This window comes from Actinomyces oris, from assembly GCF_001937665.1.
Classification (GTDB): domain Bacteria; phylum Actinomycetota; class Actinomycetes; order Actinomycetales; family Actinomycetaceae; genus Actinomyces; species Actinomyces stomatis.
Map to the genome: position 1 here is coordinate 53,983 of NZ_MSKL01000025.1, position 25,636 is coordinate 79,618.

Here is a 25,636-nt window from a genome sequence, read left to right on the forward strand (position 1 = left end):
GGCGGCGCCGCGCCGTATGGGGCAGCGCCGGAGGTGGACGCTCCTGGGCTCCTTCACAGCGGTCGCCTCCCCAGTGGCAGAGGAACCGCAGGACCCAAGTGCCCGCTCAGTTTGCCACAGGCTCAGTCCTCGGACGAGTGCGTCAGCCTCGACGTGCCTGAGTTCACGCCTTTCTCCCGCCCTAGCACGCATCCGGGTGCGATCAGCCTTCGGAGCCCGCCAGCGTGCTCGCCGGGGCGGGCGCGGCCGGTCCGGCGGGGAGCTCCGTCGGGGTGGACGTCGGCTCGGGAACCTGGGAGAAGGTCTCGTGTCCGGAGCTGAGACTGGACCAGTGGGAGTAGGGCCATACGACGTTCTTGGCGACGCCGACGACGTTGCTCATGGGCACGAAGCCGCGGTGGACGTCGTTCTGGTGGTAGCGGGAGTCCGAGGAGTTGGCACGGTTGTCTCCCATGACCCAGATGTAGCCCTCGGGAACGGTGACGTCGAAGGCGAGGTCGGAGGCCGACCGGCCGGGCTTGAGATAGCCCTCGTGGAGCTCGACACCGTTGACGGTCAAGGAGCCCTTCCCATCGGCGACGACGTGGTCGCCGGGCATTCCGATGACCCGCTTGATGAGGTGATGGCCGGCGTTCTGGGGGAAGATACGGATCGCGACGAGGAAGTCCTGCGCAGCGCCTTGCAGGCCAGTGGGCTCCTGGGTCGTCAGCCAGTGGTCCGGATCGGTGAAGACGACGACGTCACCCCGGTTGACCTTGTCGGAGTCGTACATCGTCACAGTGACACGGTCGCCCTCGTTGAGGGTGTTCTCCATCGACCCCGACGGGATGGTGAAGCTCTGGATGATGAAGGTGCGGATGAGAGCGATGATCACCACGGCGACGACCAGGTAGGACAGGGTGATGCCCCACTGCTTGAGACGGAAGACGAGCCGCTCCCCCAACGAAGCGGACTGAGCTGTCTCAAAGGCCCCGGCGTTGTCCTTGTGGGTGCCGCCCTTGTCCCGGCGGTCATTCTGGAGGCTGCTGTCGGCCCACAGGTTCTTCCCCGGGGTCATTGCCTCATCCGTATCACCGTCGGTCCTGTCCTGAAGGTTCTGGTCGGGTCCGCTGCTCATAGGCCTTCTCCTGTCCGCCGAGTCATGACGACGTCGTGGGCGTCCTGGCCACCGACGTTGTAGGTACGGGTACCGACCTGGCGGAAGCCGGCCCGCTTGTAGGCCTTCTGGGCGCGCTTGTTGGTGACGTGGGTGCCGAGCCAGAGCAGGCCCGTTCCATGGGCGGCGGCCTGACGCATCACGGCGTCCATGAGCGCGGGGGTGAGTCCGGATCCCCTCATCATGGAGTCGACGTACACCTTGGACAGCTCACCGACGACCTCTCCCCCGCGAGCCCGCACGCAGGCGGGACGGGGGTCGATCCCCTTGGGCTGCTCACCGTCGGAGTCGGGTTGCTCGCGCAGCACCGCGGCGTAGCCGACCAGAGCCGGAGTGGTGCGCGTTCCCGTTTCCACCCCAGGGGAGGAATCCCGTACTGAGGGAGGCTCGACCAGCTCGGCGACGACGAGGTCGACGCGGTCATCGTCGGCCCAGGTGGCGAACAGCTCGGGAACAAGCGTGGTGGCGATGTGTCTGTCGAGGAACTCGGGGGCGATGACGTTCCCGCAGGCATCGGGGAAGGTGCGGGCGGCGAGCGCGGCCAGGGCGTCGGCGTCGTGGGCGGCGGCGTTGCGAAGGCGCACCGGAACCGGGTGGTCAGCCCCGGCCGGGACCGCCCATCCCTTGGCGGCCAGGACCGCGCGGTCCTCACGGTCCAGGCCGGCGGGATCCAGGGCCTGGATCATGTCGGGCCGGCGCTCGACGGTGCGGGTGATGGACTGGTTCCGTCGCGCTCGGGCGATACGGCCGTGGTCACCGGAGAGCAGGACGGGGTCGACCTCGTGTCCGCGCCACCGGGTGGGGCGGGTGTGGACGGGGTACTCCAGCAGGCCGGCGGCTCCGTGGGACTCCTCGACCAGCGACTCGGGGTTTCCCAGGACTCCGGGCAGGAGACGGGCGATGGCCTCGATCATGACGACGGCGGCGACCTCTCCCCCGTTGAGCACGTAGTCACCGATGCTCAGCTCGCGCACCTCGATACCGCGGGAGGCGTAGTGCTCGGGCACGCGCGCGTCGATGCCCTCGTAGCGGCCGCAGGCGAAGACCAGGGAGTCGGCGCCGGCCAGGTCCTCGGCGGTGCGCTGGGTGAAGACCTCACCCGAGGGGGTGGGGATGATGAGCACCTGACGGCCTACGCCGGGGGCGTCCGCACCGAGCACCTCATCAAGGGCCTCGCCCCACACGTCGGGTTTCATGACCATGCCGGCCCCACCGCCCAGGGGCGTGTCGTCGACGGTGCGGTGCCGGTCGTGGGCATGGTCTCGCAGATCGTGGACGCGCAGGTCGAGGGGGCCTCGGTCGGCCGCCTTCCCGATCAGCGAGAGGTCCAGGACCTTGAGGTAGTCGGGGAAGATGGTGACGACGTCGATCCTCACCTGGCTTCCTCCGCCTCACCGCGTCCGGGGAACAGGCCGCCGGGCGGGGCCAGCGTCACCGTCCCGGCCTCAGGGTCGATGGCCGGGACGAGCGCCTCGACGAAGGGCACGGCCACATCGTCCCCCTCGGGGGTGGTGACCACGAGTCGGTCCTGGGCGACGCCGGGTTCCAGGTCAGTGACCTCCCCCAGCTCCTCGCCGGAGACGCTCAGCGCCCGCAGGCCGACGAGCTCGTGGCGGTACCAGGACTCCTCGGAGTCCTCGTCATCGGGGTCGTCGGTGTCGGTCTCGACCAGGAGCCTCACGCCTCGCAGGGCCTCGGCGGTCGTGCGGTCACGGGCCTGCTCGAAGGCGGCGAACCAGCGGGAGCCGTCGAAGCGCAGACGACTGACCGTCAAAGGACCCGCGTGGGCCGGCTCTGTGGGGACGGTGGTTCCGGGCGCGAGACGCCCCTCGGGGTCATCGGTACGGATCTCGAGACGCACCTCGCCCTTGAGGGCATGGGCGGGACCGATGACAGCAAGGGTGAGCAGCACCTGTTCTCCTGGGATCGGGGCATGGAACGGTTTGGCCGGAAAGCCTGAATGTCTGACGCCAACCTACCGCGCTGCGGTCTGCGTTCCCATCGGCCACAGGGATGAGGTGGCGCACCGATGGGGTGAGGTTGGCCAACTCGGTACAGTGCACCCTCCTGTCGGCGGCTGTCGTCGCACGAAGACGCGGGGGCGCGCAGCCCCAGGAGCACGACGGTGCCCGGCCCCCTTGCGGGAACCGGGCACTCGTGGTGATCGATCAGACCGGCCGAGGCCGACACAGACTGCCGTACCGACCTGGAGGCCCTGCGTTCAGCGGCGGTCGGTGTCGACGACGTCGACGCGCACCGGCGAGTCCGCCAGCGCTCCGACCACTGTGCGCAGTGCTCGAGCAGTACGGCCCGAGCGGCCGATGACTCGGCCGAGGTCCTCGGGGTTGACCCGCACCTCCAGAAGGTCGCCGCGGCGCAGCGACCGGGAGGTGACGGTGACGTCGTCAGGGTTGTCGACGATGCCCCGTACGAGGTGCTCGAGGGCGTCGGCCAGCATCTCAGGCCTCCTCGGCGGTGGCCTCATCAGAGGCCTGGCCCTCGACGGGCTCCTCAGCCTTGGACTCGGCGGCCTCGGCCGCCGCAGCGGCCTCCTCGTCGGCCTTGGCCTTGGCGGCGGCGGCCTTGCGCTTCTCAGCGTCGTCGGCGGCGGCCTTGACCGCGGCCTCCTTGGCGACCGTCGCGGCGTCGGCGTCCTTGACCTTGAGGGTGCTCTCCACACCCTTGAGACCCTTGAACTGGTGATAGTCGCCGGTGATCTTGATCAGCTTGTAGACGGCGTCGGAGGGCTGGGCGCCCACACCGAGCCAGTACTGGACGCGCTCGGAGTCGATGCTGATGAGCGAGGGCTCCTGCATCGGGTCGTAGACGCCGATCTCCTCGATGACACGGCCATCGCGCTTCTTGCGGGAGTCGAGGACGACGACCCGGTAGAAGGGGGCGAACTTCTTACCCATGCGCTTGAGGCGAATCTTGACTGCCACTTGGTTGAACTCCTGGTTCTGGATGGTTTGGCGCGCGCTGGTCCCCGGTGGGGTCAAGCAACGGTTTCCGGCGTGAGCCGAGACGCGACCGGGGCCGGGAGAGGGACCGACGTCCAATCGAGTACAGCCGGACATTCTGCCAGAGCCTCCGACGAGGTTGCCAGCCCGAGCCGGGGCACCGCCCCACCACTCGGTGCGAGATCGCCCACAGAGGACTGCGTCGGCCCGGCCGGTGGGTCCCTCACCGTGACCAGTTCGATCACCCGTCGAGAGGAACTCGGCTAACGTGCCGTCCGGCGGACGCACCGAGGCGGCCCGCACCGCCGAGACCAACGGCCGGCTATAGCCCAGTCGGTCCCAAACCGTCGACAGCGCAGAGGGGCAGGGATGGAGAGAGGGATGGAGAGCTCATCACAGCGACATGAACTGATTCGACGAGAACCGATCTTCCACCGCCCGGAGCTGATCTGGGACGTCGGCTCCTTCGATGAGCAGATCGCGGAGGACTTCAACGAGGTCGGCGCCTCGGGACGACGCTACAGTCGTAGCGAGGTCAAGGAGATCGTCCTGGGACGCTTAGAGGGAACCCATGCGGACTCCCTCACCGATGGATACCGAATCGAGGAAGCTGAGTCCCACATTCTTGCCGACGACGTCGTCCAGGTCCTCTATATCCTACGGACGCCAAGTCGCGTCACTCGAAGATCCACGCTCTACCGTCGCCGGGGCTCGACCTGGCAGGCGGTATTCCACCAGGGCACCGTCATCGAGGGCGCGACGGCCCCGTCTCCCGACGACTGACCCGATTCCGGCGGCTCCGATGAAGTCCGAGTCCGCGCCTCGACTCCCGAGTGCCGTGGAGCCTACAGCCCGAGGTGGCGGCGCAGGTCCTCGGGCAGGGCGCCCATGGCGTCGGCGACGTCGTCGCCCGAGGGCTGCGCTCCGGCCTGAGCCTGCGGCTGGGCCTGAGGCATGATCCCGTAGCCGGAGGCGCCGTCCTGGCCTCCACCGAGCCCGAAGGAGGAACCGGCTGCGGGCGCGGCGCCCTGTCCGGCCTCGATCTTGGCCTGCTTGGCGGCTGCGGCCTCCTTGGCCTGACGTGCGGCCTTGGCGGGGTTGCCGCTACGGCCCTTTTTGCCTCCCTTGCCGCGCTTGGCCTTGGGAGCCTGACGGGCCTTGGAGTGCTTGCCCATGCCGGGCAGCGATCCCATGCCGGGCATGGGACCGCCCTCACCGAGTCCCCCCATGCCACCGGAGGCCATGGCCTCCATCATCTTCTTGGCCTGCTCGAAGCGGTCCACGAGCTCGTTGACGGCCTGGACGGTGGTGCCCGACCCCTTGGCGATGCGGCTGCGGCGAGAGCCGTTGAGGATGGACAGGTCCTTGCGCTCGGCAGGCGTCATGGAGCACACGATCGCCTCGATGCGGTCGACCTCGCGCTCGTCGAAGCTGTCCAGGGCCTCACGCATCTGCCCCATGCCGGGCATCATGCCCAGGAGCTTCTTCATGGAGCCCATCTTGCGGATCTGGCGCAGCTGGCCCAGGAAGTCGTCGAGGGTGAAGGTGCCCTTGGCGAGCTTGGCGGCGGCGTCCTCGGCCTCCTGCCGGTCCAGGGTCCGCTCCGCCTGCTCGATGAGGGTGAGCAGGTCACCCATGTCCAGGATGCGCGAGGCCATGCGGTCGGCGTGGAAACGCTCGAAGTCGGTCAGGCCCTCACCGGTGGAGGAGAACAGCACCGGGGCGCCGGTGACGCCGCGAACGGACAGGGCCGCACCACCGCGGGCATCACCGTCGAGCTTGGAGAGCACCACACCGGTGAAGCCGACGCCGTCGCGGAAGGCGACCGAGGTGTTGACGGCGTCCTGACCGACCATGGCGTCCAGGACGAAGAGGATCTCGTGGGGGGAGACCGCGTCGCGGATACGGATCGCCTGATCCATCATCTCGGCGTCCACGCCCAGGCGGCCGGCGGTGTCCACGACGACGACGTCGTAGCCGTTGGCGCGCGCCTGCTCGACACCGGAGCGGGCCACCGCCACCGGGTCGCCCACACCGTTACCGGGCTCGGGCGCCCACACGTGCACCCCGGCGCGCTCGGCGACGACGCTCAGCTGGGTGACGGCATTGGGGCGCTGGAGGTCGGAGGCCACCAGCAGGACGCGCTTGCCCTGGTCGCGCAGCCAGCGTCCGAGCTTTCCGGCCAGGGTCGTCTTACCGGCGCCCTGGAGACCGGCGAGCATGATGATCGTGGGGCCGCGATCGGCCCAGTGGATCTCCCGGGTCTGGCCGCCCAGGACCTCGATGAGCTCCTCGTTGACGATCTTGACGACCTGCTGACCCGGGTTGAGGGCCTGGGAGCGGGCGGCGTCGACCGCCTTCTCACGCACCGCGGAGGTGAAGGCGCGCACCACGGGCAGGGCGACGTCGGCCTCCAGGAGGGCGCGACGGATCTCGGTGACCGTGGCGTTGACGTCGGCCTCGGTGAGACGACCTTTGCCGCGCAGCTGGTTGAAGGAGGCGGTGATGCGATCGGAGAGGTTGCCGAACACGCGATGGTCCTTCCTGGCGCCGTCGGGCGCGTTGGTCGGGAGACTGTGGGCGGATGAGGGGGAACGTCCATGGCCGCGGGCCTTGGCGATCGCCTCGACTGCGACCCAGGATAGCGGCAAGCGGGTCCCGCCCTCTCCCCCGCGCCCGGACCGGGACTGAGCCCACACTCACCAGGGGGCGGCTCCCGCCGCATCATGCCTCGGGGCCTCGGCTCCCCCTCGTCCTCCTCTCCCACCCCGAACTCGGGTTTTCTCCCGGCATCCTGCGACACATCACCACCTGGCGACCCCTGAGATATGTCATGAGCAAGTAGTGACCGATGGGCCATGGATCGCAGCCGACGTGGCACGAGTCTTGAGCCATGAGCACAACAACGACCCGGTCCGCCCAGGAGCCCGCACTCCGGGCTGCTCCCGTGACGGCTCCCATGACAGAGCCCGCAGACGCAGTCAGGCTGACCGGTCTGCACAAGTCCTTCGGAGACGTCACCGCCGTCGACGGCATCGGCCTGACCATTCGCCCAGGTGAGGTCGTCGCCCTCCTGGGGCCCAACGGCGCCGGCAAGACGACGACGATTGACATGATCCTGGGACTCAGTGGCCCCACCAGCGGCGAGGTGAGCACCTTCGGGATGAGCCCACGCCGGGCAGTCGACCGGGGTCTGGTCACAGCCGTCATGCAGACCGGCGGGCTCCTGCCCGACATCACCGTGCGCGAGACGGTGGAGCTGACGGGGAGCCTCTTCTCCCACCGGATCGATACCCAGGAGGCCATGCGGCGCGCGGGCATCACCGACTTCGCCTCACGCATCGTCAAGAAGTGCTCAGGCGGCCAGCAGCAGCGCCTGCGCTTCGCCATGGCACTGGTGAGCGACCCGGCTCTGCTCATCCTCGATGAGCCGACCACCGGCATGGACGTCGAGGGGCGTCGCGGCTTCTGGGAGGCCATCCACGCCGACGCCGAGCACGGGCGCACCATCGTCTTCGCCACGCACTACCTCGAGGAGGCCGACGCCTTCGCCGATCGGATCATCCTGATGCGTCATGGGCGCATCATCGCCGACGGCACCGCGGCCGAGATCCGCGCCTCCGTGAGCGGGCGCAGCCTACGAGCCACGCTGACCTGCACAGCCGATCAGCTGCATGACGCCCTGGCCGATCTGCGGGCACGCGGCCGGGTCCACGACATCGAGGTCCTGGGCAGCGCACTCACCCTGAGCTCGACCGACACCGACGCCGTTGCCGCACTCCTCCTCGGCGATCACCTGGCCAAGGACCTGGAGATCACCAGCCGGGGCCTGGAGGACGCCTTCATGGCCCTGACCAGCGACAGCGCCTCTACCCCCAGTGCCGGAGCGTCAGCATGAGCCGTTCCGTCCACCCCAGCAGAACCGTCCCCCTCCCGTCCACGTCCTCCACCGGAACCGCAATGTCTTCTTCTCAGTCCTCCTCGTCCTCCTCCGCCTCATCAGTAGTCAAGCGCCTCGATCTGTCCTCCCGCACCGCGCCGCCGCTGGGAGGGTTGAGCTTTCCCCTGCTGTCGCTCGAGGTGCGCCGGCGCCTGCGCAACCGCCGGTCCATGATCTTCTCCGTCCTGCTGCCCGTGGCCTTCTTCCTCATGTTCACCACCACTGACTACTCGGCCACGCCCTACGGCAACGGCAACATCGTGGCGAACATGATGATCGGCATGGCCCTGTACGGCGCACTCATGACCACCACCGGGGCAGGAGCGGCCGTGAGCACCGAGCGGGCCTCGGGCTGGAGCCGCCAGCTGCGCCTGACGCCGCTGAAGCCGATCGCCTACATCACCGCCAAGGCGATCGTGGGGATGCTCATCAGCGCCCTGGCCATCGGCGCTGTCTATGCCTGCGGCCCCCTGCGTCACGCGCAGATGCCCACGAAGGTCTGGCTCTCCTCGGCACTCATCATCTGGTTCGGTTCCCTGGTCTTCGTCGCCTTCGGACTGTTCGTCGGCTATCTCCTGCCCTCGGACAACGCCATGCAGGTGGTCGGCCCCCTCATGGCCCTGCTCGCCTTCCTCGGCGGCATGTTCATCCCGTTGACGCCGGGCTCCACCATGGATCGCATCGGCAGCCTCACCCCTATGTACGGGCTGCACAACCTGGCGCTGTGGCCCATGGGCGCAGAGAGCTTCTCCTGGTGGTGGGTGGTCAACGTCCTGACCTGGCTCACGGTCTTCCTGGGCGGGGCCGCCTGGAGGATGGGCCGCGACACCGCCCGGGTGTGAGCTCGTGAGTACCATCAGGGTCATGAAAGCCCGCGCCTCCTCCCTGGCCGAGGCGCGGGCGCGCCGCACCCGCGTCGTGGCGGTCGGCTGGGGGATCGTGTGGGCCGCCTTCATGGTTCCGGTCGTCCGGGCGGGCGTGGCACGAGGGTCCCACGGCGGGGTGTGGGGCGCGGTCAGTGCCATCGTCTCCTGCGCATGCCTGTACGCCGCCTGCTCGCTCAGCGTGAGGCGGGTCCGACAAGGGCTGACCTGGCCCAGCCGCCTGAGCCTGTCGCTGATCGTCGTCGGAGCGCTCACGGCGAGCGGGGCCGCCCTCGGAGTGGGATCGCCGGGCCTGCAGCCGGTGGTCTTCCTGGCCGTCGTCCTGGCCTTCTCCCTGCCCTGGCAGGCGGCCATCGGACCTATCGCGATCCTGACCGGCATTCTGTTCCTCATTCCCAGGATGATTCCGTCCTGGTCCGCAAGTGAAGACGCGTGGATCGCTCTGCTCGGCGCGGGCGGCGCCTGCGTCTTCGGGCGCTACATCATGGAACAGCGGCGTGTGGCCCGTATTCTGGAGCAGCGCACTCATGAGCTGGAGATCAACGAGGAGCGCAACCGCATGGCCCGGGACATGCACGACATTTTGGGACACTCGTTGACTGTCATCGCTTTGAAGACCGAGCTCGCCACCAGACTCGTCGACACCGCCTCCGATCAGGTCAAGGCGGAGCTGACCGAGGTGCAGTCCCTGGCGCGCTCTGCCCTGGCCGACGTGCGTGCCACTGTCAACAGCTACCGCGAGCTGAGCCTGGCCGGCGAGCTGGCCCGGGCCACGAACGTCCTGACGTCGGCCGGCGTCCGCGCCGACCTACCGCTGACCGTCGAGGTCGTCGATCCGGAGCTGCGTGAGCTCTTCGCCTGGGTGGTGCGCGAGGGCGTCACCAACGTCGTGCGTCATGCCCACGCCTCGCACTGCCGGGTGAGCCTGACCGCCGACTCCATCGAGGTGGTCGACGACGGTATCGGGCTCGAATCGTCTGGCGCCAGTGACGGTCACGGCTTGGAGGGGCTGCGTCAGCGCTGCCAAGACAACGGCGCCGACCTCACCACCGGACACCTTCCAGCGGCAAGGGCACTGTTCTGAGGGTGAGCGCCCGTCGTCTATCCTCTCGGCTGACTCACAAGGCGACGGACTGAGCCGGGTGCGTACCGCAGCTGCTGTCGAGGCGCCGGTTCTGAACGAACCTCAAACGACGGAGATGATCGATGATCCGAGTGATGCTGGCCGATGACCAGGCCATGGTGCGCGGCGCGTTGGCCGCGCTGCTCACCTTGGAAACCGATATCGAGGTCGTCGCCCAGGTCGGAAACGGCAACGACGTCCTTCCCGTCGCACTCGAGCACCGACCCGACGTCGTTCTGATGGACGTCGACATGCCCGGCGCCGACGGGCTGAGTGCGACCGCGAGGCTCCTGGGGCGGCTGCCGGCCACGAAGGTCCTCATCGTCACCACCTTCGGGCGCCCCGGATTCCTGCGGCGCGCTGTCCAGTCCGGGGCCCACGGCTTTGTCGTCAAGGATGCTCCGGCCACAGATCTGGCCGAGTCAGTGCGCCGGGTCCATGCGGGGCTGCGAGTCGTCGACCCGGCGCTGGCCGCCGACTCGCTCGTCTTCGGGGACTCCCCGTTGACCGCCCGTGAGACCGAGGTGCTACAGGCCGCCGCCGACGGAGCCACCGTCGCCGAGGTCGCCCGGCGCGTTAACCTCTCTGAAGGCACCACACGCAACCACCTCTCCCAGGCCATGGCCAAGACCGGCGCACCCACCCGCGCCGCGGCGGTGCATATCGCCGCCCAGAAGGGTTGGATCATTGAGTAGCGCGAAGTAGGACGAGGACGCGGACGCTCGTTCCGCCCGGTCCGATTGCCCCGGCCACCCACGCTCCGAGGAGAGGCGGGTGGCCGGTTGCGAGGCGGTCCGCTCGGGCTCGTCAGCCCGCAGGCTCAGCCCAGCAGCGCGTCGACGAAGCCCTCGGGGTCGAAGGGGGCCAGGTCGTCGGCGCCCTCCCCCAGGCCCACGAGCTTGACGGGCACGCCCAGCTCCTTCTGGACGGTGACGACGATGCCGCCCTTGGCGGTGCCGTCGAGCTTGGTGAGCACGATGCCGGTGACGCCCACGGCCTCGGAGAAGACCTGGGCCTGGCGCATGCCGTTCTGGCCGGTGGTCGCGTCCAGGACCAGGAGGATCTCACCGACCGGGGCGATCTTCTCCATGACGCGCTTGATCTTGCCCAGCTCGTCCATGAGACCGGCCTTGTTCTGCAGGCGCCCGGCGGTGTCGACGACGACGACATCCGCCTCCTGACCGGCGGCCTCGCGGGCGGCGTCGTAGGCGACTGAGGCGGGATCGGCGCCCTCCTTCTCCGAGCGCACGACGTCGACGCCCACACGTTCGCCCCAGGTGCTCAGTTGCTCGGCCGCAGCCGCGCGGAAGGTGTCGGCAGCCCCCAGGACGACGGTCTTGTCCTGAGCCACCAGGACGCGGGCGAGCTTGCCGCAGGTGGTGGTCTTGCCGGTGCCGTTGACACCCACCATGAGGATGGCGGCGGCGGGCGTTCCCTGGGCTCCCTCGGCCGGGGTGGGGCGCTTCAGGTTGAGGGAGCGGTCCAGCGTGGGGTCGACGAGCTTGAGCAGCTCGGCGCGCAGGACGGTGCGCACGGCCTCGGGGTCGGAGGTGCCCAGAACCTTGGCCTGAGTGCGCAGCTCGTCCATGAGGGAGGTGGTCACCTCGATACCGAGGTCGGAAGTGAGCAGGGTGTCCTCGATCTCCTCCCAATCCTCCTCGGTGAGGTCGCCTCGGGACAGGACGGACAGGACCGCCTTGCCGAAGCCGCCGGCACCGGCCAGGCGAGCGCGGAGGCGCTGCATGCGGCCGGGAATGGACTCAGGGGACTCCAGCGTCGCAGCCGGCTCGACGCCGGCCTCCTCTTCCGCTTCCTCCTCGGCATCCTCGCCCTCCGAGGGCAGAAGGTCCTCAACGGACATCGGCTTGTGGGCACTGATCTCGTCGGGGACCTGGCTCCGCCGCCTACCGGCATAGAGCCACAGCCCTCCTCCGAGGACGATGACCAGGATGATGCCGAGAACGATAAGGATCGGTTCCATGGGCCCATCATGCCCGATCATGGGCTCGCTGTGGCAGGGTCGGCCTCCCCTGATTGCCTCTTACCTGCGAAGGATCCGAGGGCACGGACGCACAGCCCAGTCGTGGCGATAAGAAAACTGCAGCACGCCTGTGGACGTGCTGCAGGACGGGCATCTCTCTCGCAGTGTCATTGCCCGTTGAGCCGTATCGCTCTTACCCCAAAGCACCATGGAGGCAGTGAGAGAAAGTGCGAGACGGTGTAGAAACGATGATCTCCCAGGGTCAGAACTTTATCCAAAAGCAGTGACGCCGCAACCTCACCTAGTCGTGAAAATAATCGACGACCATAGTTTTCACGACACGATCGCCGCGCCGCTCACCTCTGAACCTGAGACAGTCCGCCGGCGGCCGGCTCATGCACCTGGCCGCGGCGCCGGGAGCCGGCAGAGCCGCGGGTCCTCTCCGCGGCATCCATAGCCTTTCCGACGACGCCGACCAGACCTCCGAAGTCGTCGGTCCCGACGTAGGCAGCCGGCCCCTCGCGCGTCATGAGGTCGGAGAGACGGGCCTCCTGGGGCACGACCTCGATCTCAACATCCTGCTCCTCCAGGCGCACCTCCTGCGAGGTGCGAACCAGGCCGCGAATGCGTGAGGGCCAGGAGCGCACCGGGAAGCGTTCGGCGCAAACCATGCCGAGCACAAGCAGGCTCGCAACCAGCACGACAACGAGAGGAAGAATCATGACACCCATGGCTAGGATTCTGCCTTGCGAAATGCGATCTGACTAGACTTTGCGCGCACTTGTCGTCCAATCAACAACAAAACCTGACAACTTCCTGACATGACGATGGCTCGAATCTGAAAACGAACGTCATGTTGTAAGCAGTCTATCACATAGCCCTCAAGTTTCACTCAGACATCAGGAGTCACAGCCGTACCGCGGTCGGGCTGGGCCAGCCTCTGCGAGACGGCCTTGGTGACCCCGTCACGCATCGTGATGCCGTAGAGAGCGTCAGCCACCTCCATGGTCCGTTTCTGATGGGTGATGATGATGAGCTGGCTGGAGCGCCGCAGCTCGGTAAAAATCTCGAGCAACCGCCCCAGGTTCGTGTCATCCAGGGCTGCCTCCACCTCGTCCATGACGTAGAAGGGCGAGGGGCGCGCCTTGAAGATCGCCACCAGCAGGGCCACGGCGGCCAGCGAACGCTCCCCTCCTGAGAGCAGGGAGAGTCGCTTGACCTTCTTGCCGGCGGGGCGCGCCTCGATCTCGATGCCGGTGGTGAGCATGTCATCGGGATCGGTGAGCACCAGCCGCCCCTCTCCTCCGGGGAAGAGTCTGTCGAAGACGGAGGCGAACTGGCGGGCGGTGTCCTCGTACGCCTGGGCGAAGACCTCCTGGACCCGGGCGTCGATCTCCTCGACGATGCTCAGCAGGTCGTCTCGCGAGCGCTTGAGGTCGGCCAGCTGCGCGGCCAGGAACTGGTGACGCTGCTCCAAGGCGGCATGCTCCTCCAGGGCCAGCGGATTGACCTTGCCGAGCCGGGCGAGGTCGCGCGAGGCCTTGGCCAAACGTTTCTCCTGCTCGGAACGCACGTAGGGACGGCCCGCATGCCCGACGCCGGGCAAGGCACGAGTACCACCCCGGTCCCCGGCGGGGTCAGCATCAGAACCGGAGGCGGCGTCAGCGTCCTCGATGAGCTCGGGAACGAGCATGTGCGGTCCGTACTCCTCCACGAGGGGCTCCAGCTCCAGGCCGAGCTCACTCATGGCACGCTCCGCCAAGGCCTCCAGACGCATGCGCTGCTCAGCCCTGGCCACCTCCTCCCGGTGGGCAGCATCGGTGAGACTGCCGAGCTCCTTGGTCAGCTGGTCGATCTCCTCGCGAACCTCATTGGTGGCGGCCAGGGCATGGGCGCGCTCGGCCTCGATGGTCGCACGCTCATCGGCTGCCTGCTGAACGCTGATTCGCGCCGCCTCGGCAGCGGCACGCGCCTGGTCCCGTACGTGGGTGGCAACCGCCAGCTGGGCGCTGCGGAGCTGCTGGGCGCGCTCGGCTGCGGCACGCTGTTCCCGCTCACGACGCGCGGCCGCCCGCAGCGAGTCGGCGCGACCTCGGCTGGAGCGCTCGCGCTCCTCGGCCGTACGCAGGGCGAGCCTGGCGTCGGTCTCGACGGCACGGGCCTGCCGCGCAGCGTCCGCAGCGGCCTCACGCTCCTGGCGGGCGGCCTCCAGGGCGCGCTCGAGGCTGTCGGGGCGGCCTCCCCCCGAGGCGCCCGCCGCCTCCGACCCACCGACACCGTCGGCGCCTTCGGACTCCCCCTCCACCTCGGCCAGTGCGGCAGTGGCGGCTGCGAGCTCGGCGGTGCGCTGAACCGACTCGGCCTCGGCACGCTCCAGCACCCGGCGGGCACGCCCGGTCTCCTCAGCGGCGGCATGGGCTGCGGAGGTCAAACGGGCCATCGCCTCGGCCGCCCGAGCGGCCTCGGCGTCGGCCTGGCGCAGGGCGGACAGCGCCTCGCTGAGCGCCTGGCGAGCAGCATCCTCCTGGCGACGAGCCTCCTCCAGGGCGGCGTCCGCCTCCGCCTCGGCCTGCGCGGCAGCGGCGGCCTCAGCGTCGGCCTCCTCGTGGGCAGCGGTGAGCTCGAGGACCGACGAGGCCCCTCGACCGGCCCCGGCGACCCAGCCGGGCGCCAGGACGTCGCCACTGCGGGTGGCCACGACGGCGTCGGGCAGCTCGGCACGCAGGGCCCTGGAGGCCTCGAGGTCCTCGACCACCCAGGAGCCCTTGAGCAGTCCGTCCAGGACCTGACCGAGACGTCCCGGCCCCGACTGCGCAGGACTGACGAGCCCGCGAGCAGCCAGTGCTCCGCCACCGGGGACCGACACACTCTCATCATCGGCATCGGCAGGAGCGCTCAGTGAGGGATCGTCGGCCAGCACCAGCCGCACTGCCCCGATGTCCTGGCTGCGGGCATGATCCAGCCCGACCAGGGCCACCTCGGCATCGGCGGCCAGGCCGGCCTCAGCGAGCACGCCCAGGAGGGCGGCGACGGCGTTCTCCCAGCCACGCTCGACGCTGAGGTGCTCCGCGAGCGGCCCGAGGAGACCATCAATACCGGCTTGCAGCAGCGCGGCCGTGCCGTCCTGGCCGCGCAGGGACATGGCCAGGGTGTCGCGCCTTGCGGCCCAGGTGGCCCGGTCGGAGGCGGCCTCTCTGCGGGCGTCGGTCGCGGCCGCGACAGCCTCACGGGCCTCGGCCAGGTGACGCGTGGCCTCGTCATGGGCGTCCGCGGCTCGGGCCGCCACATCGGCCGCCGCACTTACCTCGGCGGACGCCCGCGTTGGTGCTCCGGCGTCGTCCCGCCCACCACCGTTGGCCATCTCCGCCGGTGCGGTCACTCCCCCGGCCTCAGCCAGGGCGGTCCGGGCGCCGTCCTCACGAGCCTCAGCGGCCCGTAGCGCACTGCGCGCCTGCTCAAGAGCGGCCAGACTGGCCTCATGGCGGCTCCTGGCGGAGGCGACGCGCCCGCCAGCACGGGCGATGGTCTCACGTCGCTCTGAGACGCGACGCTGAGCGGCCGAGAGCTCCTGGTCCGCCGCCTTCTCGGCAGTTTCCGCGTCCGCGCGCGCTCGAGTGGCGTCACTGAGTGCGGTGCGGGCGGCCTCGACGGTGTCAGCGAGCTCGGCCTCCTCCCGGTCCGCGGCCTCTGCCCGACGCTCGAGCTCCTCAGGATCGGTGCCGTGGCTCGGGGCGGGGGCGGAGGCGAGGAGCCGGATCCGTTCGCCGGCCACGTCCGCAAGCGCACCGAGGGACTGGGCAGTACCGGTGAGCTCCTCCCAGATACTGCCGGCGCGGGCGAGGCGCTGGGCGGAGGTGGTCTCGATGGCGGCCAGCTCGCTCAGACGCGCCCTGGCAACGCGCTCGGCCTCCTCGACGGCGCTGCGGCGCCGTGCCAAGGCCTCCTTGTCCTCGTCGCCGGCCTCCAGGAGGGACTGGGCCTGGACGACGTCGTCGGCCAGGAGCCGGGCGGTGGCGTCACGAACCTCGACCTGGATGGTTCGGGCGCGCCGGGCGATGGCGGCCTGCCGGGCCAGGGGGCCGAGCTGGCGGCGCAGCTCCTGGGCGAGGTCGGAGACTCGGGCGAGGTCTGCGGCCATGGACTCGAGCTTGCGAAGGGCGCGCTCCTTGCGCTTGCGGTGCTTGAGGACGCCGGCGGCCTCCTCGATGAAACCGCGACGGTCCTCCGGTGTGGCGCTCAGGACCGCGTCGAGCTGTCCCTGCCCGACGATGACGTGCATCTGGCGCCCAAGACCGGTGTCGCTGAGGAGCTCCTGGACGTCGAGGAGGCGGCAGGGGCTGCCGTTGATCCGGTACTCCGACCCGCCGCCGCGGAACAGGGTGCGCGAGATGGTGACCTCGGTGTAGTCGATCGGCAGGGCGCCGTCGGTATTGTCAATGGTCAGGGAGACCTCGGCACGCCCGAGGGCCGGACGGGAGCCGGCGCCGGCGAAGATGACGTCGGCCATGGAGCCGCCGCGCAGATTCTTGGCGCCCTGCTCCCCCATGACCCAGGTCAGGGCGTCGACGACATTGGACTTGCCGGACCCGTTGGGACCGACTACGGCGGTGATGCCGGGCTCCAGGCGGAGGGTGGTTGACGAGGCGAAGGACTTGAATCCCTTGATCGTCAACGTCTTGAGATGCACGGGTGCCACCCTAACAGCGCAGGCGGTTCTGACGGAGACAGAAACGACAAAGGGACTTGACACGACCGCGCTGGACAAGCAGACTTTCCATATCGCGACGGCCGGGTACGCAGCGCGTGCACCTGCTTCACCAGCCCCACCCACCCCTCGTCCCCGAACCCCAAGGAGCCACGATGCTCGTACTGTCCGGCCTATCCAAACGCTTCGGGAGCCTGCAGGCCCTGGATGATCTCTCCCTGTCCCTGGACCGCGGTGAGATCGTCGGCTTCGTCGGCGCGAATGGAGCGGGCAAGTCCACCACGATGCGCATCGTCATGGGGGTGCTGGCCGCCGACTCCGGCGCCGTGACCTGGAAGGGCGCCCCCATGGACGCCTCCATCCGACGCACCATCGGCTACATGCCCGAGGAGCGCGGTCTCTACCCCCGGATGAAGGTGGCCGAGCAGCTCATCTATCTGGCCCGTCTCCACGGACTGTCCACCTCCGCCGCCAAGACGGCCGCGAACCAGTGGACCGAGCGCCTGGGCCTGGAGGAGCGCCGCGGCGACGAGGTGCAGAGCCTGTCGCTGGGCAACCAGCAGCGCGTCCAGCTGGCCGCCGCGCTGGTGAGCGACCCCGAGCTGCTCATTCTCGATGAGCCCTTCTCCGGCCTGGACCCGGTGGCCGTGGACGTCATGAGCCAGGTCATCCTGGAGCGGGCGGCCGCCGGGGTGCCCACTCTCTTCTCCTCCCACCAGCTCGACGTCGTCGAGCGCCTGTGTGACCGGGTGGTCATCATCCGCTCCGGCCGGCTCATGGCCGACGGCACGGTTCCCGAGCTGCAGGCCACCGAGGCACCCCGATGGCGGGTCGTCGTCGAGCAGGCCGCCGGGAGCGCACCGGTGGAGGCCGGCTCCTTGCAGAACCTGCCCGCCCCCACGATCGACCTCGATGACGCCGGCCGCCTGGTCATCACCGCGCAGGGAGCCGATGAGCAGGACCTGCTGAGTACCGCTCAGCGCCTGGGGACGGTGCGCGAGCTCGGCCCGGTGCGCCACCCGCTCACCGAGATCTTCCGGGACGTCCTCACCACTGCCGCCCGTGAGGGGACCGCAGACACGAACGAGAAGAAGGAGGCGCGCCGATGAGCGACCGGACCACCCCTATCACTCGCCGTCAGGAGATCGCCCTGGTCACCGGCCGCGAGCTGCGGGCGCACCTGCTGAAGAAGTCGACCATCATCCTGACCCTGGTGCTGCTCATCGCCGCCATTGGCGGCATCGTCGGTATCAAGCTCTACACCTCGGGCCAGGACCAGGCCTACCGGGTCGGACTCAAGGGCGTGACGGTTGCCCAGGCCACCGGGTTGGACAAGGTGGCCGCCTCCAACGGGGAGACGATTGAGCTCGTTGACGTCTCCGCGCACCAGGCGAAGGACGTCCTGGCCGACGACGCCCCCGAGGGCACGCCGCACGTGGACATGGTTCTCGACGTCTCCGGCTCCGCCCCCACCATCACTGTGGAGAAGTCGGCTGACGACGCGGTCGTCTCTGGGGTCACGGCCTTCCTTCAGCAGGCGGCTCTGGGACAGCAGATCGCATCCTTGGGAGGCGATCCCGCCCAGGTGGCCTCGCAGCTCAGTGCCGCCAAGCCTGAGGTCACGGCGCTCCATGCCCCTCAGCGCGATTCCGCCGACTTCGGCTCGCGCTACGCGATCCTCATGACGATCGACATCCTGCTGCTGTTCGCCATCATGGGCGGCGGTCAGTTCATCGCCCAGGGAGTGGTGGAGGAGAAGTCGAGCCGGATCGTGGAGATCCTCCTGGCCTGCGTACGGCCCAGCTCACTGTTGGCCGGCAAGATCCTGGGGATCGGCATCGCCTCGGTGCTGACCACGGGAGTCGTCGCCGTCGCCGGGGTCATCACCGCGAAGGCAACGGGAGTCATGCCGGACATCAGTCTCAACCTGGACGGCGTGCTCGTCGCGATGATCGTGTGGATGATCGTGGGCTACGCGATCTTCGCGGTCGCCTTCGGGGCCGCGGCCTCACTCGTGAGCCGGCAGGAGGACGTCAGCTCGGTGAGCATGCCCCTGGTCATGCTCTCGATGATCCCCTATGTCCTGAGCTTCATGATGGCCACTGGGGACACCAACAGCGTGACCTTCCGAGTGCTGTCCTACCTGCCGCCCTTCGCCCCCTTCATGATGCCGGCGCGCCTGGTGCTGGGGATCTCCTCCTGGACCGAGCAGCTGATCGCCCTGGGGATCGCACTCGTCTTCCTTCCGCTGCTGGTGCGCGTGGCGGCGGCGATCTACACCCGGGCCGTCACCCGCACCGGCGCCCGGGTCCCGCTCAAGGAGGTCCTCAGGAGGGCGGAGCGGGCCTGAGCACGGTCCTCATCCGCCTTCACCGACCACATACCGACGACGATGGTGCGCCTCCCCATGAAGGGAGGCGCACCATCGTCGTCTGATGGCAGCCGTCAAGCGCTCTGTGGGACGGGTTGCGAGTCAGTCGGCCAGCTCGGGGAACCAGATGGCGATCTCTCGGGCGGCGGACTCGTCGCTGTCCGAACCGTGGACGAGGTTGAGGATGGCGGGGGTTCCCCAGTCGCGTCCCAGGTCTCCGCGGATGGTGCCGGGGGCGGCCGTGGTGGGGTCGGTGGGCCCCATGAGGCTGCGCACGCCCTCGACGACACGCTGGCCCTCGACGACTGCGGCCACCACGTTGCCGGAGGTCATGTACTCCACGACACCGGGGTAGAAGGGCTTGTCCACGTGTTCGGCGTAGTGCTCGGCGAGGATCTCGTCGGTGGGGGCGAGGACCTTCAGGGCCGTCAGGGCGTACCCCTTGGCCTCGATACGACGCAGAATCTCGCCGGTGAGGCGGCGCTCGACGGCGTCGGGCTTGATGAGAACGAGGATGCGACCGGTCTGGGACGTGCTGGCCATCGGGACTCCTTGCTGGGTTGGCGGGTGAGGGACCGAGTGGACCATAACGGGTCCGGGCCCCCGCCTGCCACGGCAGAGCCGAGATCAGGCCTGCTCGACCACCTGGAGCCTGTCGGAGGAGCGGTCACGGGCGGCTTCGAGAGCGGCCTGAAGAATGAGCGCAGAGGACTGGGCTCCAGGGTCTCGGTGGCCGCAAGAGCGCTCCCCCAGGAAGGAGGCCCGACCGCGACGGGCCTGGAGGGGCTCGGTGTCCTGGGCGCCCTTGACAGCGGCTTGAGCGGCTGCGGCGAGGACGCCGACCTCGTCCTCCCCGATCTCGGCCGCCTCCTTGGCGGCCACCGCCGCAGGGCGCCAGGCGTCGGCCATGGTCTTGTCCCCGCTGTTGGCGTGTCCCCGGACCTCCAGCCCTGAGGTGGCCTCCTCCAGGGCGCGGGCCAGATCCCCTGGCCCCCAGGCAGCGGCCTCGCTGGAGCGGGCGGCCTTGAGGAAGGCCGTTCCCAGCAGCGGCCCGCCGGCACCGCCGACGGTGGCCATGAGGGTGGTGGCGACGAACTTGAGAACTCCTCCGGGATTCGCCGGCATGCCTCCGGCCTGCTGAGCCGCATTGAGCTTGGAGACCACTGCCTTCATGCCGCGGTCCAGGTTGTCCCCGTGGTCGGCGTCTCCGATGGCCCGGTCCAGTTCGGTCAGCTCTGTGCGGTTCTCAGCGATCAGCTCGGCGGCGCGACGGGCCCAGTCAAGGGCCCAGGCAGCGTCCAAAGACATGGTGTTTCCTTCTCGGGTCTTGGCAGGTGTTGATTCCGGGCCTGACCGCCATGCACCCGAGGGTGAAGGACGACCATGTGGCTGTGATCGGGCCCTGCACGGACCCGATGGGTCCCGGTGCATCCCGGGAACGCCCGTGGGAGGCACCGGAGCAGGCCGACGAGGTGCTCATCGCCCGCTCGCTTTTCCATCCTCTCACGCACCCGATGACCTCGCTCGTTGGGACAGGGAAGTAGCGTTTGAACAGCACGAACGAACACGTTTCCGAGGGTGGCGCGGTGGAGGCCGACGACGTGATACTTGTATGCACAGGTTCAGGTGCAACACCAGTCGCCCACCGACCGTCGCCAAGCCTCAGGAAGAGGAGCCGCCCCGTGGCCCAGGCCAAGTACAACCAGATCTTCCAGACCCTGCGCGGACGCATCGAGTCAGGTGCCTACGGCTTCCTCGAGCTGCTCCCCTCGGAGAACACGCTGGCCGAGGAGTTCAAGTGCACCCGCAACACGGTGCGCAAGGCACTCGCTCTGCTTGTGGCCCAGGGCTACGTCCAGACGATGCAGGGGCGGGGCATCCAGGTGATCTCCCGACCACGCGAGACCTCCACCTTCCTGGTCGGGGGGATCGAGTCGCTCCAGGAGGCCGCCGCGCGCAACCGGATCCCTCTGAGCACCCACATGATCTCCCTGGAGGAGGGTGTGGTCGACGCAGAGATGGCTATGGCCTCCGGCATGACCGAGGGGGCTGAGATCATCTCAGTCAAGCGGCTGCGCCTGCTGGACGACGTCCCCCTCATCGTGGACACCAGCTACTTCCTGACCTCGATGGTTCCTCAGCTGACCCAGCAGATCGTCGAGTCCTCGATCTACGCCTACCTGGAGGAGGTCCTCGGGGTGCGGGTGGCCAGCGCGACCCGGCGGATCACGGTGGAGCGGGCCACGGATGAGGACCGCCGGCTCATCCACCTGGAAGGAATGGACTGCGTCGTCGTCGTCTCCTCGGCGACCTTCGACTCGGCCGGGGCGCTCTTCGAGTACACGCGCTCGCGCCACTCCCCCGTGGACTTCGCCTTCCAGGACACCGCGCACCGGCTGCCGGCCGAGCGCTGAGCCGAAAGCACAGCCCCCGACAGAGCCTCGAGCTCCGAGCGCTCCGCGAGAACCCGCGCACAGGCCGGTGGCCCGACTGCATCTCAGGATGCTGCCGGGCCACCACTCCACTGACAGCGGCGGGACAGGCTCGTTGAGCACGTCGGCGTCAGTACGCCACCGTCCTACTTGGCGACAGGCTCGCGGTTGCCGAGGCGGACCTTCTTGACCGTGCGCTCCTTGTCGAAGTCGGCCTGCTTGAAACCGAAGAAGTAGGTACACAGGAAGGAGACCAGGAGGGCCGCGACCCCGGCGATCCAGAAGCCGGTGAAGGAGGCGTCCATCCCCTTGGGGTTGACGAAGGACGGGAAGCCGACGAAGCCTCCGGTGAAGCCCCACATATTGACGTTGAGCAGTCCAGTGAGCAGCCCGCCGACGGCACCGCCGATCGAGGCGGTGATGAAGATGCGACCGTACTTGAGGTTGAGGCCGTACATCGCCGGCTCGGTCACCCCGCAGAAGGCTGAGATCGTGGCAGGGGCAGCCATGCGCTTGATGCGAGCGTCACGCACCTTGACCCAGACGGCCAGGGCGCCACCGCCCTGGGCGATCATCGTGGCCGAGACGATGGCGTTGAGGTGGGAGTAACCGGGGTTGGCGAGCTCGGAGGAGATGATCGGGATGACCGCCCAGTGCAGGCCGAAGATGACCAGGCACTGGTAGAAGCCGCCGATGAGCAGACCCGCGAGCGTGTAGTTGAAGCCCAGCACCGCGTTGATGACGGTGGCGATCCCACCTGAGACGAGCATGACGACGGGACCGAAGACCAGCAGAATGAGGGCGGATACCACGAAGATCTCTATGAGCGGCCCGAAGATCGGTCGGATGACGGCCGGCAGCACCTTCTTGAGCCAGGGCTCGATCTTGGAGGCGAGCCAGGCCCCTACGATGATGGGGAAGATCGAGTAGGCGTAGGCGTTGCCGGCGGGCAGAGAGACCGGGATGCCGAAGAAGTCGGCATTGAAGACAGTGCGCCCCACGGTGATGACGTCGTCGGTGTTCTTGGACATGTCCACCACGGAGGGGTAGCAAAGCACTCCGCCGATGATGGCCACGACGATGGGGTCGGCCCCCAGACGCTTGGCCGCGGTGAAGCCGACGATGATCGGCAGGAAGAAGAACATCGACGAGCTCATGGCGTCGATGAAGTGGAAGGTGTTGGAGGCCTCGGTGACGACCTTGAACTGAACGAGCAGCGCCAGGAGACCCTTGAGGATTCCGGAGGCCGCCAGCATACCCACCACGGGGATCATCGATCCGGTGATGACACCGATGAGGGAGGAGAAGCCGAGCTTGACCCAGCCCCACAGGGTTGTGGGCCGCTCGACGACCTCGACGTCGGCGACCTGATCGTCGGCCCCCGCGTTCGGCAGCTGCGCGACGACGGCGTCGTAGACGTCGACGACGTCGGGGCCGATGACCACCTGGTACTGGCCGCCCGACTTGACCACGTCAATGACGCCGTCGAGGTCCGCCACAGCCTCGTCGTCAGCCAGGGACTCGTCCTTGAGGTAGAAGCGCACGCGAGTGATGCAGTGCAGGACGGAGCGGACGTTGTCAGATCCTCCGATACCGGCGACGATGTCGGCCGCGGTGGCGTCGAATCCGGTGAGGCCGTCAGTGCGTGCCCCATCGGCAGCATCGGCAGTATCGGCATCAACCTCGGTGCTCGCGGTATCTGCCGATGCCTCAGCATCACCCTCAACCTTGAGCGAGGCGGTGGCGACGACGGCACCCGCGTCCGTCCTCCCCGTGGTGACGTTCAGGTCGGCCAGGTGAGTGATCGTGTTGGTCAGGACCACGATGGCGGTGGTTGCCTTGCCCGCGGCGCGGACGGCCCCAAGATCCATAGTGCCCAGGGACTGTCCGGCCTTGACGGTGTCGCCGACCTTGACGCTCAGGTCGAAGGGGGCGCCCTCGAGCTCGACGGTGTCGACGCCGAGGTGCAGCAGGACCTCCAGGCCCGACTCGCTCTTGAAGCCGATGGCGTGACCGGTGCCGGCGACCATGGTGACGGTGGCGTCGACCGGCGAGACGATCGCGCCGTCGTCGGCGGGCTCGATCCCGAGCCCGTCCCCCACGGCCTTGGAGGAGAAGACGGGGTCGGGGACGTCGGAGAGGTCGATGACCGTCCCCGCCATCGGAGCGGAGACGGGGACCACGTGGTCCTGATCTGGTTCGGACATGGAGGGTTCCTTTCGGAGCGCGATGGGTACGGCGGTATCGGGGAGGGCGGCTCGGCAGCTCTCCGGGGCGGGCAAAAGGCAGAAGGAAGAAAGGGGTCGAGGGCGGCCGACTCAGGCGAGCAGGGCGATGGCCTCGTAGGGACGCAGGTGAAGCGTCCCTGCCTCAAGACGGTCGGCGACGACGGGCAGCCCACCGGGGCTGCGCGAGAGGTCGTTGCCGTCGTAGTTGCCGATGAGGATGCGGGCGGTGGTGAAGCCCTCGGGGACAGGGACCTCGGCGCCATGGTCACTGAAGCTGCACAGGACCAGCAGACGGCTGCCCTCGTGCTCGCGAATGTAGGCCAGGACGTCCTCGTGCTCCATGAGGTAGGGAGCGTAGGTACCACGGGAGATAACGGGCAGCTCCTTACGCAGGGAGATGAGGCGCCGGTAGTAGGGCAGGATCCGCCCCTGCGCCTCCTCGCACTCGACATTGACGGCTCCCTGGTTGGTGGGCCGCAGCCAAGGCCTGCCGGTAGTGAATCCGGCGCCGGTGGGATCGGCGTTCCACTGCATGGGGGTGCGTGCGTTGTCGCGGGCCTTGGAGTGGACGACGGCGAAGGCCTCATGGGGCTCCATGCCGCCGGCCGTCAGCTCCTTGTAGGCATTGCGGGCCTCGACGTCGACGTAGTCCTCAATGGACAGGTAGGCAGGGTCGGTCATGCCGATCTCCTCACCCATGTAGACATAAGGAGTTCCGCGCAGCAGGTGGATGACAGTGGCCAACATGGTCGCGGACTCGACGTGATAGTTCACGGGATCGGCGAAACGGTCGATGGCGCGGGGCTGGTCATGGTTGTTCCAGAACAGGGCATTCCAGCCGCCACCGGCCTGCATACCCAGGGCCCACTCGTTGAGGATGCGCTTGAGAGCGGCGAAGTCGTAGGGGATGCGGGTCCACTTGGCGCCGTCGGCGTAGTCGACCTTGAGGTGATGGAAGCTGAAGACCATGCTCAGCTCACCATTGGCCGGGTTGGAGTAGCCGACACAGGCCTCGACGGTGGTTGAGGACATCTCGCCGACGGTCATCGCGTCGGGATCCTGACCGAAGCTGGCGGCCGAGAGCTCACGCAGGTAGTCATGGACAAGAGGGCCGTCGGTGTACATGTAGCGGTCATCGGTGTCGGCGGGCGCGTCCTCAAGCGGCAGGGTCTTGCCGATGACGTTGATGACGTCGAAGCGGAAGTCCTTGACGCCCTTGGAGCGCCAGAAGTTGACGACTCCAGCGGCCTGGGCACGCACGGCCGGGTTGTGCCAGTTGAGGTCCGCCTGGGTACGGTCGTAGAGGCACAGGTAGTACAGGCCGGTGTCACCGAAAGGCGCCCAGGCGGGGCCGCCGAACTTGGAGACCCAGTTGGTGGGCAGCGAGCCGTCCTCCTTGGGCGGCAGCAGGTAGAAGTAGTCCTGATAGGCGGGGTCTCCAGCCAGGGCCCGTTGGAACCACTCATGATCGGTGGAGACGTGGTTGAGAACCATGTCCAGCATGACGCCGATGCCGCGCTCCCCCAGGGCGGCGACAAGGTCCTCGAAGTCCTCCATGGTTCCCATGGCCGGGTCGATGGCGCAGTAGTCGGAGATGTCGTAACCATTGTCCCGGCCCGGCGAGGGGAAGAAGGGGTTGAACCAGACATGATCCACCCCCAGCGAGGCGATGTAGTCGACCTTCTCAAGGATGCCGCGCAGGTCACCTACGCCGTCACCGGTGGAGTCACGGAAGGACTTGGGATAGATCTGGTAGACGACGCTGTCCGTCAATGACATGCGGGGCTCCTGTGGGAGGCGGGATGGAATCGGAGGACTCACCCTCGAGCGACTTGTGCACACAAGTATGCACTTGT

At 68.4% G+C, this 25,636-nt stretch carries 20 protein-coding genes and 1 pseudogene; 8 read left to right on the plus strand and 13 right to left on the minus strand.

Translation table 11 applies throughout. The annotated features are described in order from the left end of the window. Positions 1-202: 202 nt before the first annotated feature. From lepB to rpsP, 5 genes are all read right to left on the minus strand, one after another. The gene (gene lepB, locus BKH28_RS09665) at positions 203-1,117 is read right to left on the minus strand and encodes a signal peptidase I (RefSeq protein WP_075418603.1); all 915 of its coding nucleotides are present in this window, start codon (positions 1,115-1,117) and stop codon (positions 203-205) included. Next, a complete protein-coding gene (trmD, locus tag BKH28_RS09670; protein WP_075418604.1) occupies positions 1,114-2,532 on the minus strand; it encodes a tRNA (guanosine(37)-N1)-methyltransferase TrmD in 1,419 nt (472 codons plus the stop codon). Before trmD ends, lepB begins: the two co-directional genes overlap by 4 nt. Continuing rightward, positions 2,529-3,068, minus strand: a complete 540-nt coding sequence (gene rimM / locus BKH28_RS09675; protein WP_075418605.1) for a ribosome maturation factor RimM — start codon at positions 3,066-3,068, stop codon at positions 2,529-2,531. The genes trmD and rimM overlap by 4 nt, the downstream gene beginning before the upstream one ends. 309 nt (positions 3,069-3,377) lie before the next feature. Next, positions 3,378-3,614: an RNA-binding protein gene (locus BKH28_RS09680; protein WP_003786440.1), complete on the minus strand. Its 237-nt coding sequence runs from the start codon at positions 3,612-3,614 to the stop codon at positions 3,378-3,380. A 1-nt stretch (position 3,615) separates the two neighbouring features. Further along, on the minus strand, positions 3,616-4,098 hold the full coding sequence (rpsP, locus tag BKH28_RS09685) for a 30S ribosomal protein S16 (protein WP_075418606.1): 483 nt from the start codon (positions 4,096-4,098) through the stop codon (positions 3,616-3,618). A gap of 399 nt (positions 4,099-4,497) precedes the next feature. On the opposite strand from rpsP, the gene BKH28_RS09690 reads away from it, so the two are divergent. Then, the gene (locus tag BKH28_RS09690) at positions 4,498-4,899 is read left to right on the plus strand and encodes a DUF4440 domain-containing protein (RefSeq protein WP_075418607.1); all 402 of its coding nucleotides are present in this window, start codon (positions 4,498-4,500) and stop codon (positions 4,897-4,899) included. Between the two features lie 62 nt (positions 4,900-4,961). Here BKH28_RS09690 and ffh read toward each other — a convergent pair whose 3' ends face one another. Beyond that, positions 4,962-6,647 carry a signal recognition particle protein gene (ffh, locus tag BKH28_RS09695; protein WP_075418608.1) on the minus strand — a complete coding sequence of 562 codons (1,686 nt, stop codon included), beginning with the start codon at positions 6,645-6,647 and terminating at the stop codon, positions 4,962-4,964. 362 nt (positions 6,648-7,009) lie between these two features. On the opposite strand from ffh, the gene BKH28_RS09700 reads away from it, so the two are divergent. From BKH28_RS09700 to BKH28_RS09715, 4 genes and pseudogenes are all read left to right on the plus strand, one after another. Then, the gene (locus BKH28_RS09700; protein ID WP_178388860.1) at positions 7,010-8,014 is read left to right on the plus strand and encodes an ABC transporter ATP-binding protein; all 1,005 of its coding nucleotides are present in this window, start codon (positions 7,010-7,012) and stop codon (positions 8,012-8,014) included. A gap of 155 nt (positions 8,015-8,169) precedes the next feature. Beyond that, positions 8,170-8,898, plus strand: a complete 729-nt coding sequence (locus BKH28_RS09705; protein ID WP_178388866.1) for an ABC transporter permease — start codon at positions 8,170-8,172, stop codon at positions 8,896-8,898. 22 nt (positions 8,899-8,920) lie between these two features. After that, a pseudogene (locus tag BKH28_RS09710) lies at positions 8,921-10,077 on the plus strand (sensor histidine kinase). Between the two features lie 69 nt (positions 10,078-10,146). Further along, positions 10,147-10,758 (plus strand): response regulator transcription factor, encoded by a 612-nt coding sequence (locus BKH28_RS09715; protein ID WP_075418611.1) that lies wholly within the window; start codon positions 10,147-10,149, stop codon positions 10,756-10,758. A gap of 125 nt (positions 10,759-10,883) precedes the next feature. On the opposite strand, the gene ftsY is transcribed toward BKH28_RS09715, so the two are convergent. The 3 genes from ftsY to smc form a co-directional block, all read right to left on the minus strand. Then, positions 10,884-12,044, minus strand: coding sequence for a signal recognition particle-docking protein FtsY (gene ftsY / locus BKH28_RS09720; RefSeq protein WP_075418612.1), 1,161 nt, complete (start codon positions 12,042-12,044; stop codon positions 10,884-10,886). A gap of 356 nt (positions 12,045-12,400) precedes the next feature. Beyond that, positions 12,401-12,775, minus strand: coding sequence for a hypothetical protein (locus BKH28_RS09725; protein WP_075418613.1), 375 nt, complete (start codon positions 12,773-12,775; stop codon positions 12,401-12,403). Positions 12,776-12,936: 161 nt separating this feature from the next. After that, on the minus strand, positions 12,937-16,731 hold the full coding sequence (smc, locus tag BKH28_RS09730) for a chromosome segregation protein SMC (RefSeq protein ID WP_075418614.1): 3,795 nt from the start codon (positions 16,729-16,731) through the stop codon (positions 12,937-12,939). Between the two features lie 173 nt (positions 16,732-16,904). Here smc and BKH28_RS09735 point away from each other — a divergent pair, with 173 nt between their 5' ends. Together BKH28_RS09735 and BKH28_RS09740 are read left to right on the plus strand one after the other, a co-directional pair. Continuing rightward, positions 16,905-17,858, plus strand: coding sequence for an ABC transporter ATP-binding protein (locus BKH28_RS09735; protein WP_075418615.1), 954 nt, complete (start codon positions 16,905-16,907; stop codon positions 17,856-17,858). After that, positions 17,855-19,099 (plus strand): ABC transporter permease, encoded by a 1,245-nt coding sequence (locus BKH28_RS09740; protein ID WP_075418616.1) that lies wholly within the window; start codon positions 17,855-17,857, stop codon positions 19,097-19,099. Before BKH28_RS09735 ends, BKH28_RS09740 begins: the two co-directional genes overlap by 4 nt. Before the next feature lie 123 nt (positions 19,100-19,222). Here BKH28_RS09740 and ndk read toward each other — a convergent pair whose 3' ends face one another. Both ndk and dhaL read right to left on the minus strand, forming a co-directional pair. Further along, a complete protein-coding gene (gene ndk / locus BKH28_RS09745) occupies positions 19,223-19,663 on the minus strand; it encodes a nucleoside-diphosphate kinase (RefSeq protein WP_075418617.1) in 441 nt (146 codons plus the stop codon). 84 nt (positions 19,664-19,747) lie between these two features. Beyond that, positions 19,748-20,428 (minus strand): dihydroxyacetone kinase subunit DhaL, encoded by a 681-nt coding sequence (dhaL, locus tag BKH28_RS09750; protein WP_075418618.1) that lies wholly within the window; start codon positions 20,426-20,428, stop codon positions 19,748-19,750. Between the two features lie 374 nt (positions 20,429-20,802). On the opposite strand from dhaL, the gene BKH28_RS09760 reads away from it, so the two are divergent. Continuing rightward, a complete protein-coding gene (locus tag BKH28_RS09760; RefSeq protein ID WP_075418620.1) occupies positions 20,803-21,534 on the plus strand; it encodes a UTRA domain-containing protein in 732 nt (243 codons plus the stop codon). Between the two features lie 164 nt (positions 21,535-21,698). Here BKH28_RS09760 and BKH28_RS09765 read toward each other — a convergent pair whose 3' ends face one another. Then, on the minus strand, positions 21,699-23,759 hold the full coding sequence (locus BKH28_RS09765) for a glucose PTS transporter subunit IIA (protein WP_075418621.1): 2,061 nt from the start codon (positions 23,757-23,759) through the stop codon (positions 21,699-21,701). Between the two features lie 111 nt (positions 23,760-23,870). After that, complete coding sequence (locus tag BKH28_RS09770; protein WP_075418622.1) at positions 23,871-25,559, minus strand: alpha,alpha-phosphotrehalase; 1,689 nt, start codon at positions 25,557-25,559, stop codon at positions 23,871-23,873. Positions 25,560-25,636 lie beyond the last annotated feature (77 nt).